Annotated in this window: 16 protein-coding genes; 5 read left to right on the top strand and 11 right to left on the bottom strand. The window is 71.0% G+C overall.

Features of this window, described 5'->3' with window-relative positions:
• Positions 1-291 precede the first annotated feature (291 nt).
• Positions 292-3,048 carry an AAA family ATPase gene (locus AB0M82_RS35350; RefSeq protein WP_364731547.1) on the top strand — a complete coding sequence of 919 codons (2,757 nt, stop codon included), beginning with the start codon at positions 292-294 and terminating at the stop codon, positions 3,046-3,048.
• Here AB0M82_RS35350 and AB0M82_RS35355 read toward each other — a convergent pair.
• The 5 genes from AB0M82_RS35355 to AB0M82_RS35375 all read right to left on the bottom strand — a co-directional run bounded on the left by AB0M82_RS35355 (position 3,041) and on the right by AB0M82_RS35375 (position 7,609).
• Positions 3,041-3,298 carry a DUF3040 domain-containing protein gene (locus AB0M82_RS35355; RefSeq protein ID WP_364731550.1) on the bottom strand — a complete coding sequence of 86 codons (258 nt, stop codon included), beginning with the start codon at positions 3,296-3,298 and terminating at the stop codon, positions 3,041-3,043. The genes AB0M82_RS35350 and AB0M82_RS35355 overlap by 8 nt on opposite strands.
• On the bottom strand, positions 3,295-4,008 hold the full coding sequence (locus tag AB0M82_RS35360) for a universal stress protein (RefSeq protein ID WP_364731553.1): 714 nt from the start codon (positions 4,006-4,008) through the stop codon (positions 3,295-3,297). Before AB0M82_RS35360 ends, AB0M82_RS35355 begins: the two co-directional genes overlap by 4 nt.
• A gap of 58 nt (positions 4,009-4,066) precedes the next feature.
• Positions 4,067-6,826 (bottom strand): AAA family ATPase, encoded by a 2,760-nt coding sequence (locus tag AB0M82_RS35365; RefSeq protein ID WP_364731679.1) that lies wholly within the window; start codon positions 6,824-6,826, stop codon positions 4,067-4,069.
• Positions 6,827-6,864: 38 nt separating this feature from the next.
• A complete protein-coding gene (locus AB0M82_RS35370; protein ID WP_364731556.1) occupies positions 6,865-7,263 on the bottom strand; it encodes a CBS domain-containing protein in 399 nt (132 codons plus the stop codon).
• Positions 7,264-7,402: 139 nt separating this feature from the next.
• Positions 7,403-7,609 (bottom strand): hypothetical protein, encoded by a 207-nt coding sequence (locus AB0M82_RS35375; RefSeq protein ID WP_364731559.1) that lies wholly within the window; start codon positions 7,607-7,609, stop codon positions 7,403-7,405.
• A 593-nt stretch (positions 7,610-8,202) separates the two neighbouring features.
• Here AB0M82_RS35375 and AB0M82_RS35380 point away from each other — a divergent pair.
• On the top strand, positions 8,203-11,091 hold the full coding sequence (locus AB0M82_RS35380; RefSeq protein ID WP_364731682.1) for an RICIN domain-containing protein: 2,889 nt from the start codon (positions 8,203-8,205) through the stop codon (positions 11,089-11,091).
• Between the two features lie 41 nt (positions 11,092-11,132).
• The gene (locus tag AB0M82_RS35385) at positions 11,133-11,291 is read left to right on the top strand and encodes a hypothetical protein (protein ID WP_364731561.1); all 159 of its coding nucleotides are present in this window, start codon (positions 11,133-11,135) and stop codon (positions 11,289-11,291) included.
• A 45-nt stretch (positions 11,292-11,336) separates the two neighbouring features.
• Here the strand turns inward: AB0M82_RS35385 and AB0M82_RS35390 are convergent, their stop codons facing one another.
• The 5 genes from AB0M82_RS35390 to AB0M82_RS35410 all read right to left on the bottom strand — a co-directional run bounded on the left by AB0M82_RS35390 (position 11,337) and on the right by AB0M82_RS35410 (position 15,808).
• A complete protein-coding gene (locus AB0M82_RS35390; RefSeq protein ID WP_364731564.1) occupies positions 11,337-12,569 on the bottom strand; it encodes a cytochrome P450 in 1,233 nt (410 codons plus the stop codon).
• Between the two features lie 156 nt (positions 12,570-12,725).
• On the bottom strand, positions 12,726-13,856 hold the full coding sequence (locus AB0M82_RS35395; RefSeq protein ID WP_364731566.1) for a cytochrome P450: 1,131 nt from the start codon (positions 13,854-13,856) through the stop codon (positions 12,726-12,728).
• 484 nt (positions 13,857-14,340) lie between these two features.
• Complete coding sequence (locus tag AB0M82_RS35400; protein ID WP_364731568.1) at positions 14,341-15,285, bottom strand: glycoside hydrolase family 5 protein; 945 nt, start codon at positions 15,283-15,285, stop codon at positions 14,341-14,343.
• 11 nt (positions 15,286-15,296) lie between these two features.
• Positions 15,297-15,560, bottom strand: coding sequence for a hypothetical protein (locus AB0M82_RS35405; protein ID WP_364731570.1), 264 nt, complete (start codon positions 15,558-15,560; stop codon positions 15,297-15,299).
• An 83-nt stretch (positions 15,561-15,643) separates the two neighbouring features.
• The gene (locus AB0M82_RS35410) at positions 15,644-15,808 is read right to left on the bottom strand and encodes a hypothetical protein (protein WP_364731572.1); all 165 of its coding nucleotides are present in this window, start codon (positions 15,806-15,808) and stop codon (positions 15,644-15,646) included.
• Between the two features lie 483 nt (positions 15,809-16,291).
• Between AB0M82_RS35410 and AB0M82_RS35415 the strand changes: the two genes are divergently transcribed.
• Positions 16,292-16,432 (top strand): hypothetical protein, encoded by a 141-nt coding sequence (locus AB0M82_RS35415; RefSeq protein ID WP_364731575.1) that lies wholly within the window; start codon positions 16,292-16,294, stop codon positions 16,430-16,432.
• Positions 16,433-16,515: 83 nt separating this feature from the next.
• On the top strand, positions 16,516-16,842 hold the full coding sequence (locus AB0M82_RS35420; protein WP_364731577.1) for a hypothetical protein: 327 nt from the start codon (positions 16,516-16,518) through the stop codon (positions 16,840-16,842).
• A gap of 53 nt (positions 16,843-16,895) precedes the next feature.
• On the opposite strand, the gene AB0M82_RS35425 is transcribed toward AB0M82_RS35420, so the two are convergent.
• Positions 16,896-17,585 carry a hypothetical protein gene (locus AB0M82_RS35425; protein WP_364731579.1) on the bottom strand — a complete coding sequence of 230 codons (690 nt, stop codon included), beginning with the start codon at positions 17,583-17,585 and terminating at the stop codon, positions 16,896-16,898.
• Positions 17,586-17,809 lie beyond the last annotated feature (224 nt).

A 17,809-nucleotide genomic window follows, 5' to 3' on the forward strand; every position in this document is an offset into this window, starting at 1 on the left:
CAGGCTCCTATCAGGTCACAAACCCCGCGCCCGGTGAGGCACAGCGGGGTCACCGGACCGGCCGACAGATCATTGGCCAGACACCACGGTCGGTGGCGTTCCGAGTCAAACCGGACCGGTGACCTCGCCCCCACATCCTCACAGTGGCGTTCGGTGCGTCCAGCGCACCCAATGTGGCGTTCGGTGCGTTGGACGCAACCAACGCCACATTGGGGCGCGTGACCTCAGCCTCGCGGCCAATGTCACGCGGAAGAAACCCGCTGGTCCCAGTAGTCTCCTCATGGAGACATGATGAGAAACAGCCGATCGCCGGAAACCCTCGTCGGGCGGCGAACCGAATGTGAAGCCCTCGACGACCTCCTGGCCGGTGTCCGGGGCGGCCGGAGCGCGGCCGTCCTGGTGCACGGCGAGGCCGGCATCGGCAAGACGGCGCTGCTGGAGTACGTGCGGCGGAACGCGACCGGCTGCGGGATCGGGCGGGCCGCCGGCGTCGAGTCCGAGATGGAGCTCGCCTTCGGCGGGCTGCACCAGCTGTGCGCGCCGTTCCTGGAGCACGCCGACCGGCTGCCCGACCCGCAGCGCGAGGCACTCGGGACGGTGTTCGGCATGACCGCGGCGCCGCCGCCGGACCGGTTCCTGGTCGGGCTGGCGGTACTGAGCCTGCTCGCCGAAGCGGCCGAGGAACGACCGCTCGTCTGCCTCGTCGACGACGCCCAGTGGCTGGACCAGGTCTCGGCCCAGATCCTCGTCTTCGTCGCGCGCCGCCTCCTCGCCGAGCGGGTGGCGCTGGTGTTCGCGATGCGGGACCCGGGCGCCGGTCACGCGCTGACGACCCTGCCGCGGCTCGAGGTGGCGGGTCTGAGCGGCTATGACGCCGGGGTGCTGCTGGACTCGGCGGCCCGGGGACCGCTCGACGAGCGGATCCGGGGCCGGATCCTGGCCGAGGCCCGCGGCAACCCCCTCGCCCTCCTGGAACTGCCGCGGACCCTGACCGCGGCGGAGCTGGCCGGCGGGTTCGGCAGTCCCGACGCCCGGCCCCTCGCCGGCCGGCTGGAGGAGGGATTTCTCCGCCGTGTCCGGTCGTTGCCGGCGGAGACCCAGCGGGTGCTGCTCATCGCCGCCGCCGAGCCGGGCGGCGACGTCACGTTGGTGCGGCGGGCCGCGCAGCGCCTCGGGCTCGCGGCGGACGACGCGGCGGCCCCCGCGGAAGCAGCCGGACTCCTCACTTTGGACACCTGGGTCCGGTTCCGGCACCCCCTGGTCCGGTCGGCGGCCTACCGCGCGGCGCCCACCCGTGACCGCCAGGCCGTGCACCGGGCGCTGTCGGAGGCGACCGACGCCCGGGCCGACCCGGACCGCCGGGCCTGGCACCTGGCCTGCGCCACCCCGGGCCTCGACGAGTCCGTCGCCGCCGAACTGGAACGGTCGGCGGACCAGGCGCGGGCACGCGGCGGCGTCGCGGCCGCGGCGGCATTCCTCGCCCGCGCCGCCCAGCTCACCCCCGACCCGGCCCGCCGGGGTGCCCGATCGCTGGCGGCGGCACAGGCCAAGCACCAGGCCGGGGCCTTCGGCGAGGCGCTCGCGTTGCTCGACGCGGCCGAGCTGAGCCCCCTCGACGACCTCGCCCGCGCCCAGTCGACCTTGCTGCGCGGCCAGGTCGTGTTCGCCTCCCGCAGCGCCAGCGCCGGCCTGCCGGTGCTGCTCGACGCGGCGAAACAGTTCGAACCGCTCGACGCCGGCCTGGCCAGGGAGACCTACCGCGACGCGATCTACGCGGCGCTCACCGCGGGCCGGATGCCGGGCGACGAAGCCATCGAGAAGGTCGCCAGGGCCACGCTCACCATGGCGCCCGCGTTGGACGCGACGCGAACCGGCCTGCTCCTCGAAGGCCTGGCCCGGATGACCGTCGACGGCTACCCGATCGGTGTGCCGCTGGTGCAGGAGGCATTGGCGGCTATCCGCGACGCCGAACTCGCCGACGACGAGGCGCTGGGCTGGCTCCCTCTCGCCTGCCGCCTGGCGCACGCCGCCTGGGAGTTCGACACCTGGTCCGTTCTCTCCGCCAGGCTGGTCGAGTTGGCCCGCGACACGAGTGCGTTGTCCGTGCTGCCGTCAGCGCTGCTGCTGCGGCTGTCGAACCGGGTCTACGCCGGGGATCTCGCCGAGGCGGCCGCGCTCGTGGCCGAAGCCACGGCGATCGGTGAGGCGACCGGCAGCGGTTTCTTCGCCCACTACGGCGTGCTGGTGCTCGAACCGTGGCGCGGCGGCGAAGCCGAGACCCGCCGGGTGATCGACGTCATCACCCACGACATGCTCCTGCGTGGCGAGGGAAAGGTGCTGACCGCGACCGGCTGGGCGGCCGCGGTCCTGCACAACAGCATGGGACATCACGAGGAGGCGTACGCCGCCGCCGGACGCGGTTCGGCGTACCCGCAGGAGCTGGGGCTGTCCATCGGGTCGACGGTCGAGCTGGTCGAGGCCGCGGCACGGACCGGCAGGCCGGCGGACGCGGCCGCGGCGGCCGCCCGGATCGACTTGCTGGCCCGGGCGAGCGGCACGGACTGGGCGCTGGGCACCGCGGCGGGGGTGGCCGCGCAGGTGCGCGACGGGCGCGAGGCCGACGAGCTGTACCGCGAGGCGGTCGAACGGCTCGACCGGGCCGGGGTGCGGATGGAGGCCGCCCGGTTCCGCCTGCTCCACGGCGAGTGGCTGCGTCGCGCGGGCCGCAACCTCGACGCGCGGGAACAGCTCGGCCTCGCCCACGAGCTGCTGAGCGAGATCGGAGCCGAGGCGTTCGCCGAGCGCGCACGACGTGAGTACGAGACGACCGGGGCGACCGTGCGCAAGCCGGCCACCCGGGCGCCGGCGAGCCTGACGCCTCAAGAAGCCCAGATCGCCCGCCTGGCCGGCGAAGGGCTGACCAACCCGGAAATCGGGGCACGGCTGTTCATCAGCCCCCGCACGGTCGAATGGCACCTGAGCACCGTGTTCGCCAAGCTGGGCATCACGTCGCGCCGGCAGTTGCGCACGGCGAACCGGGTCAGCTGACGTCCCGCGCGGTCCAGCCGAGCACGGCCCAGGTCGCGAAAACCACGCCGGTCAGCAGCAGCACCGCGTCGCCCACGACGACGCCGAGCAGCAGCAGCGGCCCCGCCGCCCACCCGGCGTACCGGTGCAGCCGTCTCACCGCGACGCCCCCGAAGGAACCAAGCAGTTCGGCCAGCTCCGGGTCGTCGGCCTCCACGTTCTTCTCGATGGCCCGCAGCGCCCGGTGCTCCTGGCGGTTCAGCGCACTCATCGCAGTGTCCTTTCCGGACGGACGACGGCGACCGGGCAGGGTGCGTGGTGCAGCACTGACTGACTGACCGAGCCGAGCGCGGTCGCGCCGCCCCGGCCGTGCGATCCGACGACCACCAGCCGGGCCGCGGCGGCGGTGGCCTGCTCGATCACCGCGTGGGCGGGCCGGTCCCGCACCACGACCCGCTGCACCACGACATCGGGGTACTTCTCACTCCAGCCCGCCAGCCATTCGGCGAGCAGCGGGTGCTCGCCGGTTTCGACGTCGTCCCAGCTCAGCAACGGCACCAGGCCGCCGTCGAGCGCGCTGCTGGACCAGGCGTGCACCGCGATCAACAGTGCTTCACGCAGATCCGCTGCCTCGAAGGCGAACGCCAGTGCCGCCTCGCTGAGCTGCGAGCCGTCGACGCCGACCACCACCGGGCCGTCGTTGCCGGACGGCTGCTCCCCGCGCACGACGACGACCGGGCACTCCGCGTGCGCGGTCAGTCCGGCGACTCTGCCGAGGCCGCGGTCACTGACGACGAGCAGCGCGGCGCGGCGCGACGCGGCGATCAGCAGCGGTACCGCTTCATGAGCGCGGGTCATCACCTCCAGCGGGGCGCCGCGGCGCGCGGCTTCGCGTGCGGCCCACCGGGCGGCGCCGGCGGCCGATGACGATCCGTCGACGCCGACGACGATAGGCGGGTTTTCTTCTGGCCGATGTCTCATCTCACGCTCCTGTCCCGAGTCGACAACCAGGACCGGACCGAGGACCGGGTTTGTGACATCAGCGGCTGGCAGCCGCCTCGCGGAGTTGCTTGCGCGAGTCGACGCCGAGCTTGGTGAACACCTTGCGCAGGTGCCATTCGACGGTGCGGGGGCTGATGAACAGCTCGGCGCCGATCTCCGCGTTCGTCTTCCCCGCTCCGGCGAGGCGGGCGATCTGGGTTTCCTGTGCCGTGAGGACGACCCGCGCCTCGGCCGTGCGCCGGTGCACCGACTCGCCGGTGGCCAGGAGTTCGCGGCGAGCGCGTTCGGCGAAGGCCTCGGCGCCGAATCGGCGCAGCATCTCGTGGGCGGTGTGCAGGTGTTCGCGCGCGTCGCGGCGCCGGTTCTCGCGCCGGAGCCACTCGCCGTACACCAGGTGGGTGCGCGCGAGATCGACGGCGACCCGGCTGTGGCCGAGGCGCTCGATGGACTCGCGGTAGAGCCGGTCCGCGGTTGCGCCGTCGCTCAGCAGCGCTCTCGACCGGGCCAGCACGCCGAGAGCCCAGTCGGTGCCGCTCGCGGTGGCGCGTTCCTCTAGCCGGTCGAGCGCGGCCGCGGCCGCTTCCGGGGCATCGGCACGGCTGCCCGCTTCGACCAGTTCGGCGAGGGAGAACCCGAAGATCCCCAGGTCTTCGTGCTCACACGCCTGTTCAGCGCTGGACAGGGCGGCCTGGTACTGACCGAAACTGTTGTACAGCAACGCGTTGAAGTAGTGCCGGGCGGCGATCGTTCGCCCCTCTTTCCAGGTGCTCGCCCACTCGACTCCGGCCTTGAGCACCGCCGGGTTCCCCGCATCGCCACGCCACGCTGCGAGCAGAAGCCGGGCGTAGGCGAGGTACGAGTTGCCGGTCACCTTCAGGATCGCGTTGTTCTCCTCGACGAGAGCCGCGGCCGCCTCGAACTCTCCGGCGTGCACATGCACGACCCCGCGGTAGTTGAGGGCCAGGGGCAGGAAGTTGAGCGCGCCGTTTTCGCGTGCCCCGCGGACGGCGTGGGTGGCCAGTTCGTGCCACGTCTCGTCGTCCCACATGTCCGCGGCCGCCAGCCAGGCCAGCCAGTGCCAGCGCATGGTCTCGTCCGGTTGGTTCCCGGCCTCCCGCCGGAACGTCACCAGGGCGCGGTGCACGGACGGAGCACCCTGGACGTAGCCCTCGACGAGCCGCGCGGCCAGGCCGTCGAGCAGGGTGTCCACCAGCCGAGGTGGCGGCGGTCCCGGCGGAATGGCCCGGGCGGCCTCCGCGATCTTCCGCAGTGCTCCGGGTTCGCCCAGCCGGCCGGCGGAAACCGCTGATCCGATGGCTTCGAGGTACGCCTCACGCGCTCGTCCGTCGTCGACCCCGGCCAGCTGCCCGGCCGCGTCGAGCAACAGCGGCATGGCTTCGCCACCGCGTCGGCGCGCGAACGCGATCCGGCCGCGGAGCCAAGCCAGCAAGCCGTGCTGGAGCTCGTCCAGCGGTCCGAGCTCCGCGGCGGCGATGAGCTCCAGAGCCGCGTCGGGATCACCGGCCTCGAAGGTGGCCTCGGCCGCGGCCACCGCTCTCGCCCCGCGCCTGGCCGGATCGGGCGTCAGGCCCGTCGCGCGCCGCAGGAACGCGGCTGCCGCCGCCACCCCGCCGCGAGCCTGGGCCTGGCCGGCGCACCGCTCCAGCTCCTCCGCCAACTCCTCGTCCGGCTCGGCCGCCGCCTGGGCGCGGTGCCAGGCCCGGCGTTCCGCGTCGGATCCGGGATCGGTCGCCTCGGCGAGCGCGCGATGCACCTCTCGGCGTTCGAAGGGGTCCGCCGCGCGGTACACCGCCGAGCGGACCAGCGGATGCCGGAACCGCACCCGCCTTCCGAATTCGATCAGCCCGGTCGCCTCGGCCGCTCCTGCCGCGTCCGCGCCGACGGCGAGCCGCTCGGCCGCCCGCCGCAGCAGCGCCACGTCGCCCACCGGCTCGGCGGCCGCCGCCAGCAGCAGCCGTCGCGTCTCAGCCGGAAGCGACACGACGCGGCGCAGGAAGCTCTGCTCGATCTGGCTCGCCAGCGGCCCCGCGTCCGGGCGCCCGAACCCGCCGGCCAGCTCCCCCGCCGTCAACCCGCGCGGCAGCTCCAGCAGGGCCAGCGGATTGCCGCGGGCCTCGGCGACGATCCGGTCCCGGACACGCTCGTCGACCCGGCCCAGGAGGACCGAGTCCAGCAGCGCCCGCGCGTCGTCGTCGCGCAGGCCCCCGACCACCAACTCTCGCAACCCGACCAGCGGATCGTCGCCGGGGCCGAGCGTCTGTGCGCGGACCGCGAACACCATCGTCACCCGCTCGGCCAGCAGCCGGCGCGCGACGAAGGCCAGCGTCTGCGCGGACACCCGGTCGAGCCACTGGGCGTCGTCCACCACGCAGACGAGGGGTTCGTCCTCCGCGACCTCGGCCAGCAGGCTGAGCACCGCCAACCCGACCAGGAACCGGTCCGGCGCGCTTCCCGAGCTCAGTCCGAACGCGACCGAGAGCGCGGCCCGCTGCGCGGCCGGAAGCCGATCGAGCACCTCCAGCATCGGCGCACACAGCTGGTGTACCCCGGCGAACGCCAGCTCCATCTGCGACTCGACGCCGGCGGCGCGCGCGATCCGGCAGCCGGCCGCGTTCTCCACGAGGTGGTCCACCAGCGCGGACTTGCCGATTCCCGCCTCGCCACGCAGGACGAGCACCTGGCTCCGGCCCGACCGGGCGTCCGCGAGCAGCCGATCCAGCACCGCACACTCGTCACGCCGCCCACGCAGCCCGCGCCGGGGATCGCCGCTCGACATCACCACCAGGCGAACTGTAATGCCCTGACGGGCCTTGATCAGGGGGCCGGGAAACTCACCCGGTACAGATCGTGGAGGTCGACCATCCCGACCAGCCCGTAATCGTCGACGACCGGCAGGTGGTGGACCCCCTGGGACACCATCAGCCTGGCCGCGTCCTCGGCGGCGGCATCGGCTCGCACGGGCACCAGCTTCCTCCTGGCGACCTCGCTGACCCGGGTGTTCTCCAGGTCCCGGCGGTGCGCTACCGCCCTGGTGATCTCGGCGTCGGTGATCATGGCGACCGGCTCGTGGGTGTCGTCCGACACCACCACGAGCGCGGGGTCGTGCCGGTGTTCGATCACGTAGGCGGCCGCGGCGAGGTGGGCGCCCGGTTCGATCGTCGTCGGCGGCCTCATGACTTGCCCCACGGTCTGGAGCCGGGTGTGCGTGCTCATGACGAGTCCGATCCTTGGCGGTGGAGGGGGTCACGGGGAGGACCGGCGAGCGACCGGATTCGTGACACGCACCCTGGTCGTGCTACCCCCGGGACTCACCCGGGGCGGAGATCGAGGCCGCCGGCGCGAACGTGTGCTTCTACCCGGGAGGTGACCATCCGCTTCCCGACCCGCCGACGCCGGTCGGGCTGGTGGCGGCGCTCGCCGGCGCGACCGTCGAGCTGCTGCCCGCTGTGCTCGCCGACCTGAGCCGCGTCCGGCCCCAGCTGATCGTCCACGACAGCGCCTGCCCGTGGGGCGCGGTCGCCGCCCGCGAACTCGGGGTGCCGGCGGCGTCGTCGTTCACCACCTTCGCGTTCAACCGGCAGGTACCCAGCCCCACCCGCGGCTCGTGGGACCTGCTGGCGCAGGCCCGGCCCCGCATCCTCGAAAGCTACCTGCGGGCACGCGCCGAGTTGCGCCGTGGTCGAGGTCAAGAAACTGTTCAACCTGGCCACCCGGGATTGGCACTCAACCGAGCACTACCTGTACTGGTCATGGTGGCGCCGCCGTCATCAAGGCCGCGCCCGCTGGTACCACCACCGAGCCAGGCTCACCTGATCAAATCTCGAAGAACGGCTGCCCTGGCAGCCGGGCGGTTCGTGGTGCTCGCAGATGCTTGCTCAGCTTCTCCCTGCTTCGGTCGCCCCGGAACGTGCGTGCGCTTGCGGTAGCGAGACATCATATGTCTTGTAACCGGAGAGATGCCCGGGCTGCATCCTTGCCATCGAATGCCGGTCAGTTATGAGCTGTTCGGCGGCATTTGGTCCCGCCCGCGATTCCGGGTATGGACACCGGCGAGGTCAACAGTCGAAAATCCATCACATGTTCTGATCCTCCTGCGGTCAGGACATGACGAAGTGCGACGAGGGACAGCCGGCGGACAAAGGAGTTTGCGTGATGGACCTGCCCGTCGACCGCAGGCGCTTCCTCACCGCCGCCGCGCTGACCGCCGGGGCCGCCGCACTGCCCCGAGGATTGCTGTCCGGCGCGGCAGCGGCGGCCGTACCGCCACAGATCACCCTGCCCGAGCGAGGCATCTACGACACCAGCCCCGCCACGTCATGGACGGACGGTTTCCTGACCGGCAACGGCGAGTACGGCGCCACCCTGTACGGCGTGCCGACGCTGGAGAAGGTGATCTTCAATTACCACCGGCTCGTCCTGCCCAACGGCTCCCGATCGCTGACCCCGCCGGTGATTTCGGGACGTCTGCAGGGTGTCCGGGACAAGGCGCTCGCCGGTGACTACGCCGGGGCGAACCGGGACTTCGCGGCCGGCTGGTCGCTGCGCTGGACCCAGACCTACCACCCGGCGTACGAGCTCCGGATCGCGACGCCGGCCATGACCACGGCCAACGACTACAGCCGCGTGACCGACTTCCGCACCGGCGAGGTCACCGCCGGCTGGACCGACGGCAACGGCACGTGGACCCGCCGGGCGTTCGTCTCCCGCGCCGACCGCGTGATCGTCCACGAACTGACGCCGGCGCCCGGCCGGACGATCGACGCGACGCTGAGCGTCAACACCGCGTTGGACGGAGTGCCCGGCAGCGTGGGCTTCACGACCCGGGCCACCGTCAGCAACGGTTCCGGCTACCTGAACCTGCGCGGCACCTACCCCGCCGGGCAAGGCGCGTTCGGCTACGAAGGCGTCACGCGCGTCGTCCCGGCCGGGGGCACCGTCTCCGCAAGTGGGGCCACCATTGTCGTGTCCGGAGCGACGCGGCTGCTGCTGCTCACCAAGCTCGACCGGTACGAGACACCGAACGCGTGGGATTCCCAGCCGCTGCACGCGGCGCTGGCCGCGGTCGGCACCGACTACGCCGCGCTGCTTGCCCGGCACACCGTGATCCACACCGCCTGGTACGACCGCTCCCGGCTGGACCTCAACGTCTCCGCCGCCGACCGGGCACTGCCGGTCAGCCAGCTGATCACCCGGCAGAACAACAACCGGAGCGTCATCGACATCGCGCTGCTGGAGCGGCTCTACGACTCGGGGCGGTACCTGTTCATCAGTTCCAGTGGGGTCCTGCCGCCGCGGCTGACGGGGATCTGGACCGGCACGTGGACCGGCGCCTGGGCCGACGACTTCACCACCGACGCCAACATCAACCTCCAGGTGGCCGGCGGCAACATCCTGGACACCCCGGAGGCCATGCAGGGCTACTTCACCCTCATCCTCGGTCAGCTCGCCCAGTGGCGCACCAACGCGCGAAACCTTTATGGCGCCCGCGGTTTCCTCGCCCCGTCCCGTACCGACGGCGAGTACGGGCACATGCTCCACTTCGACAGCGGCTTCCCCGGCCAGACTTGGACCGGCGGCGCCGACTGGCTGCTCTACCCGCTCGTCGAGTACTGGGAGGTCGCCGGCGACCAGGCGTTCCTGCGGGACAAGCTGGGCCCCGCGCTGATGGAACTGGCACTGTTCTATGAGGACTTCCTGACCCGGACCGACGGAGGCGGCAAAGTCGTGTTCGTCCCGTCGTTCTCGATGGAGAACGCGCCCGGCAACACCGGCGTGCTGCTGTCCATCAACGCCACCGGCGACATCATGGCCGGCAAGCACGCTCTCCAAGCCGCCATTTCCGCGGCCAACGCGCTCGGCGTGGAGCAGGGCAGCGGCCAGGGCGTCCAGCGCTGGACGGCGTTGCTCGGGAAACTGCCCGCGTACCGGATCAACGGGGACAACGCCCTGGCGGAGTGGTCCTGGCCGAGCCTCAACGACAACTACAACCACCGGCACGTCCAGCACCTGTACGGCGCCTGGCCGCTGCACGAGATCAACCCCGAGACCCGGCCCGAGCTGGTCGCACCCGCGCTGCGGGCGCTGGAACTGCGCGGCGACGAGAACCTTTCCGCGCACGGGAGCCTGCACAGGGCGCTGGCCGCCGCCCGGCTGAAGGACGGCGGGAAGGTCTACGCGAACCTCCGCAAGATCATCGGCAACACCATGATCTTCCGGTCGCTGATGACGTCGCACAACCCGAACCTGCAGACCTACAACGCCGACGCCGCCCACGCGATACCCGGTGTGCTGGCCGAGGCGTTGCTCTACTCCCGGCCGGGCGTGCTGGAGATCCTCCCGGCCCTGCCCGGGCAACTGGCCAAGGGCTCGATCACCGGCGTGCGGGCGCGTGGCCGGATCCGGGTCCACAGTCTCGGCTGGGACCTGTCCGCCCGGGCGGCCACGCTGTCCGTGACGTCGGCGATCGACCAGGACGTCACGCTGATCAGCCGCCGGGGCATGGCGTCCGTGACGACGACGGCGCCCGTCGCCACATCGCCGCTGGGCGTCAACGCAAGAGTTGTTTCCCTGACCGCGAACCAGCACACCGACATCACCGTCTCCCTCTCCCAGCCCCAGCAAAGCGGGTACGTGCGGCTGGTCAACCGGCGCAGCGGCAAGGTTCTCGACGTCACCGGCAGCGGAACGGCCGACGGCGTCAAAGTCGTCCAGTGGACCTGGTCCGGTGGCGCCAACCAGCAGTGGCAGCGTCTGTCCAATCCGGACGGCTCGGTCCGCCTGGTCAACCGCAACAGCGGCCGGCTCCTCGACAGCCCGGCCGGAGCCGGGCAGGGCACCCAGCTGGACCAGTCGCAGGACACCGGCAGCGACAACCAGTGGTGGAAGCTCGCCGACACCGGTGACGGCTACTACCGGCTCGTCAACGTCCGCACCGGCCTCTGCGCGGACGTGGACGGCGGCTCGGCCGGCGACGGCGCCCGCGTGATCGCCTGGGCCGTCAACACGGGCACCAACCAGCAGTGGCAGATCGTCGACGCCTAACCCGGTCACCCTTTCCCGCCAGACCGGACAAGAAGCCCACCATGCACGCATCGCCACGCCGCATCCGGCGGTCGGGCATCGTCGCCGCGACGGCGATGATCCTGCTCGGCGGCGTCGCGGCGGTCACCACCACCGCGGCCGTCGCCGCCACCGTCGACACCAGCGCCTGGTCCATGTCGTGGACCGACACTGCCGCCTAGCCGGTTCGCCGAATCGTGCACGGATTCGCGCGCTGCGGGCACCCCTCAGCCGTTGCGCGCAGCCGGCCGCCGGTCCCGGACGGACAGCCGGCCGTCGAAGCCGCGTGGCAGCGGGACCGGGCCGATCGCCATCGTCGGCGTGGCCGCCTCCGGCAGTTCGATCCGGAAGGTGGTACACAACAGGCGGCACAGCAGCACCAGTTGGCACAGGCCGAGCCCGGCGCCAACGCAGGCGGTCGGCGCCCAGCCGAACGGCACGTAATGCCGGCCGTGGGGTGCGCCGGACAGCCACCGGTCAGGGTCGAACACGTCCGGATCCCGCCAGTGTCTCGGGTCCTGGTGCACCATCGCGGGACTGAGCACGAAGTGCTGGCCGACCGCGAGGTCGTGCCCCGCCACCCGGATCGGGGTGCGGACGCTGCGGGTCAGCATCGTCGGGGAGGTCCAGCGCCGCAGCACTTCCTTCACGAAGCGGTGGGCCACCGGCGCGCACCGGGTACCGGAGCGGTACAGCTCGGCGGTGCGCACCGAGGCGAACTCGGCGGCGAGGCGGTCTGCCCAGTCCGGCCGGTTGACCAGTTCGTACATCACGCAGCCCGCGGCCGCGCCAGGCGGGCCGGCGATCGCGGTCAGCACGGCGGTGACGGCGTCGACGGCCCGGTCCATGCCGAGCTCGCCGAGCAGGCCGGCGGTGATCGGCTGCGTGAGGTCCGCCCGCGCCGCACCGGCGTCTCGGGCCCGGCGGCGCAGTTCGCGGCGGACCACCAGCCCGGCCTTGACCTGGATCGACACGGGCCGCCAGGATCGCCACCACGGCGGGTCCTCCTCGGCCTCCCCCATCAGCCTGGCGAGTTTCGCGATCGCGTCCTCGCTGATCTTCGCGCGGTCTGCCGGAGAGAGGCCGTCGAGCACGATCGGGAGCAGAGAACGGAAACTGACCTCGTGCGCGAGCCATGGCAGGTTCAGCGACACTCCGGTCCGCGCGCGCAGCAGCGAGTCCATCCGGGCGTCCAGTGCCGCCAGGCCGTCTTCGCCGGAGAGCGTGCGCAGCTGCGCCAGCCAGGCCGACCGCACGCGCTTCCAGGAAACCGGGGTGCTCGGCCGGCGCAGCACCAGGTCACGCAGGCGGTCGGGCAAGGTGAGGTCGGCGTAGTTGTCGGCGTTGGCCTGCGCGGCGGCATCGGCGTCGAACACCATGAGCTGCCGCTCGGTCTGCCAGAACACCCCGCCCGCGGCCGCGCTCGGCCCGCGCAGGTCGCGCAGCACATCCGTGTCCATCGGTACTCCGGGTCGCTGTGGACGGGGAGCGGGCCGGACGCGGCCCGCTCCCGCCGGCCGGTCAGATGTTGTGGTAGAAGTACCAGCGATACTTGCTGTCGGACCTGCGGATGTTCAGCGCGGACAGGGCGGCGCGGAAGATCTTCGACACTGGGTTCACCTCCCCTCGGGCCGGGCAACCGGATCCAGCCGCAGGTGGAACCGCGGTGGCGCGAGCGCCGCCGAGACCTGGGGCCGAGGCGATGGGGCGGCGACGCCGAGCCGGTAGGCCGAGGTGATCAGCCCGACCAGCGTCTCGGTCACCTGCGTCGCGACACCGGCGCCGGCGCAGGCGTGCGGTCCCCAGCCGAACGGGATGAACGCCTCCTGGCCCGCGCCCGAAGCCCACCGATCCGGCCGGAACTCGTCCGGTTCGCTCCAATACGCGGGCTCCCGGTGCACGAGATAGCTGCAAACAACGACCTCGTCGGCCGGCTTCGCGGTGACCGCGGCGAGCCGGTGCTCCCGGCTGGCGATCCGGCCGAACTGCCACGCCACCGGCCAGAGCCGCAGAGCTTCGCGCACCACCCACGCGGGGTGCGCCGGCCCGGTGCCCGCCGTACCCACGAGGTAGAGCGACCAGCCGAGCAGGAAACCGACCGAACCGGCGACCGCGAACAGGCAGGAGAGGAACACCTCGGCGAGGTCGGCAGCCCGGGTGCGCCAGGTGGCCGCGTAGGCGACGACGTCCAGCAGGTCGGCGGGCTCACCCAGGCGACGGGCCCGCCGGGCAACGAGTTCCGCGCCCAGGATCCGGGCGACGCGGACGCGGTACCGGTGGCGGGCGAGCCGGGAGTAACGGTCGCGCGCCCCGGCCAGCACCGCGCGTTCGACGACCTGGTCCACTGTCTCGCGCAACGCGGCCGAAGGGGTGGCACCGATCAGTGCCGGGCGGAAATGTTCGTACACAAGGCGGTTTCCCGCGTCCGGCCAGACACTCCCCGATGCCAGACCGGCGACGAGCGCGGGGAGTTCGTCCGCGTGGTCGCGGGTGTACCGCCGCAGCAGCACCCGTGCCGCCCGCCCGATTTCGACCTGCGCGGACCGCGGTGCGAACGTTCCCGTCCTGATCCGGAAGAAATCGGAATGTTCCAGGAAATGTCCTTTGTCGTTCGCCAGTATTGCTTTCGCGAGAACCGGATCGGAAACATAGATCTCACCCCGGCGCCTGATGAACACCGCGCCGCGATCGCGACGGAGTTTCCCGATTGTGGCGAGCGGATCAGCATCCGGACCGAGCGCTGTCATGCGCACTCTCCTCGAAGAAACCCAGCGGGAGACAGCCTAGCTAACCGCCGCCGCGAAGAGGCTGTCAATACTCCGTCGCGGTGGCTGCCGAACGGCCTCCGAGCACATTCCGGCATTCAGTTGCGGTTATTCTCGGCCGAATGGCAGGAGCCGCGGACCTGCGCGACACCCGCGCCCAAGGCGGTCATCCCGACGTCCAGCAGGCCCCGTCGACATCGCCGCGATCAGTTTGCGCTGAATCTTCATCTCGTCCGCCTTTCCGGGTTGCCACTCGCACGACTGCTCGGTGGTCCGAGGCGGCGGCAACGACCAAGTGACGCTTCTTCCCGCTCACCCGCGCCTCCACGCCGGCTGTTTCGGCGATGCGGGCGAGGGTGATGCGGCTGACGCACGGCCTCGCAACATTGTCTGAGCCGGCCAGTCCCCGAAGCTCCTCAGACCCCGTCCCGAACTGCCGGGCCGCCAGACGTGGAGTTGCGTCCGTTCACTGCAGGATTCCGGCGGTGGGGTCCTGGTCGTCGAGAAGCGCCTGTCGCAACGGCTCGCGCCAGGCGGCGAGCTCCAGGTCGAAGGCGCCGAAGTCCGTGCCGAACTCCCAGTAGGCCCAGCTCATGCCGAGGCGCTCGGCTTCGGCTCGTACGAAGGCCGTCCACCGCGCGCGGGACGACATGTCAGCCTCGGAGAAGGCGCCGAACTCGCCGATGAACAGGGGAAGCCGCTGTTTCCGTCCCCACGCCGCGACCTTGGCCAGATCATCGCGTACGGCGTTCTCGTCGGCGGTGTCCCCCCACGTGCGGCCGAGCCATCGCTCCGCCCCCGGAACCCATCCGGCGCCCTGATGGGTGAACTCGAACGGTGCGTAATAGTGGATCGTGGCGATCAGGTGGTCGTCGTCGGGCACGGCGAGTGCGGGCAGCGCGTCGGGGCTGTTCATCTCGGCAGGCCCGATGATCACGGTGCGCTCGGGGTCGGCATCACGCACGACGGCGAGTGCCTCCGCCAGGACGGCGTTCCATCGGTCCGCCGTGAGGTGACCGCGTGGCTCGTTGAGCAATTCGAAGCAGAGCCGTCCGGAGTGGCCGGCGTAGCGTGACGCGATTTGCCGCCAGAGCGCGAGGAAGCGTGGCAGGTGCTCGTCCGGCGCGGTGCAGAGCTCGTGGTAGTGGTGGACGTTCACCACCACCTGCAGACCACGGCCGAGTGCCGCGCCCACGCCCGCGTCGACGCGCTGGAAGAACGCCGGATCGATCGAATACGGCGTGGCGGCCTCCGCGTGTGCCGACCACCGGACCGGCAGGCGGACGGTGTCGAAACCGGCCTTGGCCACCTCGTCGAAGTGCCGCTCATCGAGCGCCAGCTCCGGACCGTCACCCAACGCGTCGAGCGCGTTGCCGAAATTGATTCCTCGCCCGAGCCACCCGTTCACCATGCCTCCCGGCGTCACTTGAGACGATAGGCCCGGATGATCGTCTGGTCCACGGTGTTGCCCGCCGTGCCGAGCGCGCGGCGTCGTGTTGCCGGGCGCGACGCTCTGGCTGCTGATGACCCGCCTGGCGCCCGCTCGGCCTGCTGCTCGCACTCAACGGTGCGGTGCAGTTCCTCGACGCGACCATCGGGGTGGCGCACCACCAACTCGCGCAGACGGTAGGCCCGCTCTGTTTCGCGATCGCGAAACTGGTCGCCGCACGATCCATCATTTCCCATGGATCCCGGCTCACCGATCCGGCAGCGGGCCGACGGTGAGTTCCGAACTTCCGCTCATGCCGCTTTGGTCGCGCACGGTAGCGTCATCCGCTCATCGGCGTAAGGCGTTCTGTGTCAAGCTGTTCGGCCCAGTCCGCCCACTGCCGGGTCATCTGTGCCAGTCCGACCCGGTATGCCTGGGTCAGGCCGACGATGTGCGCCCGGTCGGGGTAGGGCTCGCCGCCGGTCGTGTAGTCGTGGGTGATCATGGCGGCGCCATTTCGTAGGGCGTGTGCGGGCGCAGACCCAGGATGCCGTAGGACACCGTGGTGAGTTTCTTGGTCCGGTCGGCCAAATCCGCCTCCTCCCACCTTGCCAGATACTCCGTTTCGGAGTAAAGGCATACTCTGAAACGGAGTATCTACTGCGAGGTGTCCCCATGTCTCAGACACCACCCATCCCCGCCACCGAGTGGTCTTCCCTGGGCCGACCCGCCCTGGTCCTGTCGATGATCGCCGCCGCGGTGTTCGGCCTGCTGGCCGGCTGCGGCGCGGGGTTACGCGGGTTCAGACTCGGCGAACCCTTCCACTTCGGTGAGGCGTTCACCGCCCTGGCTTGGATATCCAGCACCCTCGCACCCGCACTGGCCGGGATCTTCATCGGCCTTGTCGTGCTCGTGGGCGGCATCGCCCTCATCGCCCCGAGAATCCGGTCGGCCCCCCCGGCCCCTCGAGTCCATCCTCAAGGCCGTCATGGTCATCGCGTTGTACGCACTGGCCCCCGTCGTGCTGCTGTCCATCGGGCCGTTCGTGGCCTGGCCGATCTTCTGGTTCGAGTCGGGGTTCGGCACCTGTGTCCCTCCCACCTGCGGAGCCGTTCAGGCTGTCCCCTGACACGGCCGGAACCACGGCAGATCCTGACATGCCGATGAGCGTGCGCCTGTACCATTGCTTCCCTTGAGTCAAGGGGGAAGCCGATGGATCTCACGGGTCGGCGGGCAGCAGTCACGACGCTCTTCGAGACCCACAGCAAGGCGACGTTTCCGAGCCGGTGGCGGGGTTTCGACGTGGAAGGCTTCGACATGGTGATGCTTGATGCGGACCCAGCCGGTTGTGTCTCCGTCTGGCTGGAGCAACAAGGTCTCCTGGACGACGGGAGATGGGACGTCCTCGCCGAATGCGAACAGCGACTCATTCGGGTTATCCCCGAGCTGGACGCCTGTGGTCGCGAGTACTACCAACGACTTCTGGACATGACGGTATTGATGCTGGAGTCGAACCCCTCACAGCGGCGACGCCGGTGACCTCACCATCGCTCGGCGTCGCAGGACCCATTCGCGGTCAGTCGAACGCCCGTTCATGCCGCGATGTCCTCCGTGAACAGGCAGCCCGGCTGCTCACTATCGAGGACCACGAGACTGGCCCCGCTTCGGGCGCTGATGATGCCCACGGCGGTGATGCCTCCTCGACCGTCGTAGGCGAACACCGGGCCGCCGCCGTCACCAGGGTTGCACGCGGGGCCGCCGCCGTCGGCAGGTGTCGCCGTCCACATCCCGCACGTCCTGACATTTTCCAAGTTCGTCACACAACCCGGGTGCCCGTTGATCGTCACCAGCCGCTTCCCGGTGAACGAGCCATCGACCCACACAACCCACACCTCGCACCCGACGCACGAGTTCTGCGCGTCGTGGACGGGCAACACCTCGGCGGGTCCGCCCGCAGGGTGGCGTCGACCCAGACCACGCCGTCGTAGTCCTGGACGTCGCTGCCCACCAACTCGTTTGTCCAGTGCGTTGTTCTCGTACCGTCGGAACTTCACCTGACCGAAATCGGCGTATCCCGTACCGGCGTTGTCGGTGCCGGGGAACCACCGGGTTACCGACACCCCTGCGCCGTCGGCGAAACAGTGCCCTGCGGTGATGCCGTACCGGATCCCGTGGAAGTTCGTCAGGCTGAAGCCGTACGTGCAGGTACCGGTCTGATTGCCGATCCGGTCGCCGCCGTAGTACGGCGAGCTGTCGTTGAAGCGGCCGGACGCTGGCTGCACCTTCGCCTGCTTGGTCACCCGCACCGCCGACCCGCCGCCGTCAGCCCTGGGGTGACGACGTCCGCGCTGACCTCGACGCTGTTGGTGTCCGGGTTCACGCCCACCCCGACCTGAGTCCCGTCGGCTGACGTCAGGGAGTTGTCGTTCTGGACGGCAGCGCGTATCCGGTCCGGCCGGTGGGTTCCCGGGTTGAACACCGCACTGCCGATCGCACTCGGGCCGCT

The organism is Amycolatopsis sp. NPDC051128 (assembly GCF_040682715.1).
In the GTDB taxonomy this organism is placed as follows: Bacteria; Actinomycetota; Actinomycetes; order Mycobacteriales; family Pseudonocardiaceae; genus Amycolatopsis.

Coding starts and splice junctions, on each gene's coding strand:
- AB0M82_RS35420 (WP_364731577.1), top strand. CDS start 16,516: ATGGATCTCACGGGTCGGCGGGCAGCAGTCACGACGCTCTTCGAGACC.
- AB0M82_RS35405 (WP_364731570.1), bottom strand. CDS start 15,560: ATGGGAAATGATGGATCGTGCGGCGACCAGTTTCGCGATCGCGAAACA.
- AB0M82_RS35390 (WP_364731564.1), bottom strand. CDS start 12,569: ATGGACACGGATGTGCTGCGCGACCTGCGCGGGCCGAGCGCGGCCGCG.
- AB0M82_RS35370 (WP_364731556.1), bottom strand. CDS start 7,263: ATGAGCACGCACACCCGGCTCCAGACCGTGGGGCAAGTCATGAGGCCG.
- AB0M82_RS35360 (WP_364731553.1), bottom strand. CDS start 4,008: ATGAGACATCGGCCAGAAGAAAACCCGCCTATCGTCGTCGGCGTCGAC.
- AB0M82_RS35395 (WP_364731566.1), bottom strand. CDS start 13,856: ATGACAGCGCTCGGTCCGGATGCTGATCCGCTCGCCACAATCGGGAAA.
- AB0M82_RS35410 (WP_364731572.1), bottom strand. CDS start 15,808: ATGATCACCCACGACTACACGACCGGCGGCGAGCCCTACCCCGACCGG.
- AB0M82_RS35365 (WP_364731679.1), bottom strand. CDS start 6,826: ATGTCGAGCGGCGATCCCCGGCGCGGGCTGCGTGGGCGGCGTGACGAG.
- AB0M82_RS35355 (WP_364731550.1), bottom strand. CDS start 3,298: ATGAGTGCGCTGAACCGCCAGGAGCACCGGGCGCTGCGGGCCATCGAG.
- AB0M82_RS35350 (WP_364731547.1), top strand. CDS start 292: ATGAGAAACAGCCGATCGCCGGAAACCCTCGTCGGGCGGCGAACCGAA.
- AB0M82_RS35380 (WP_364731682.1), top strand. CDS start 8,203: ATGGACCTGCCCGTCGACCGCAGGCGCTTCCTCACCGCCGCCGCGCTG.
- AB0M82_RS35385 (WP_364731561.1), top strand. CDS start 11,133: ATGCACGCATCGCCACGCCGCATCCGGCGGTCGGGCATCGTCGCCGCG.
- AB0M82_RS35400 (WP_364731568.1), bottom strand. CDS start 15,285: ATGGTGAACGGGTGGCTCGGGCGAGGAATCAATTTCGGCAACGCGCTC.
- AB0M82_RS35415 (WP_364731575.1), top strand. CDS start 16,292: ATGGTCATCGCGTTGTACGCACTGGCCCCCGTCGTGCTGCTGTCCATC.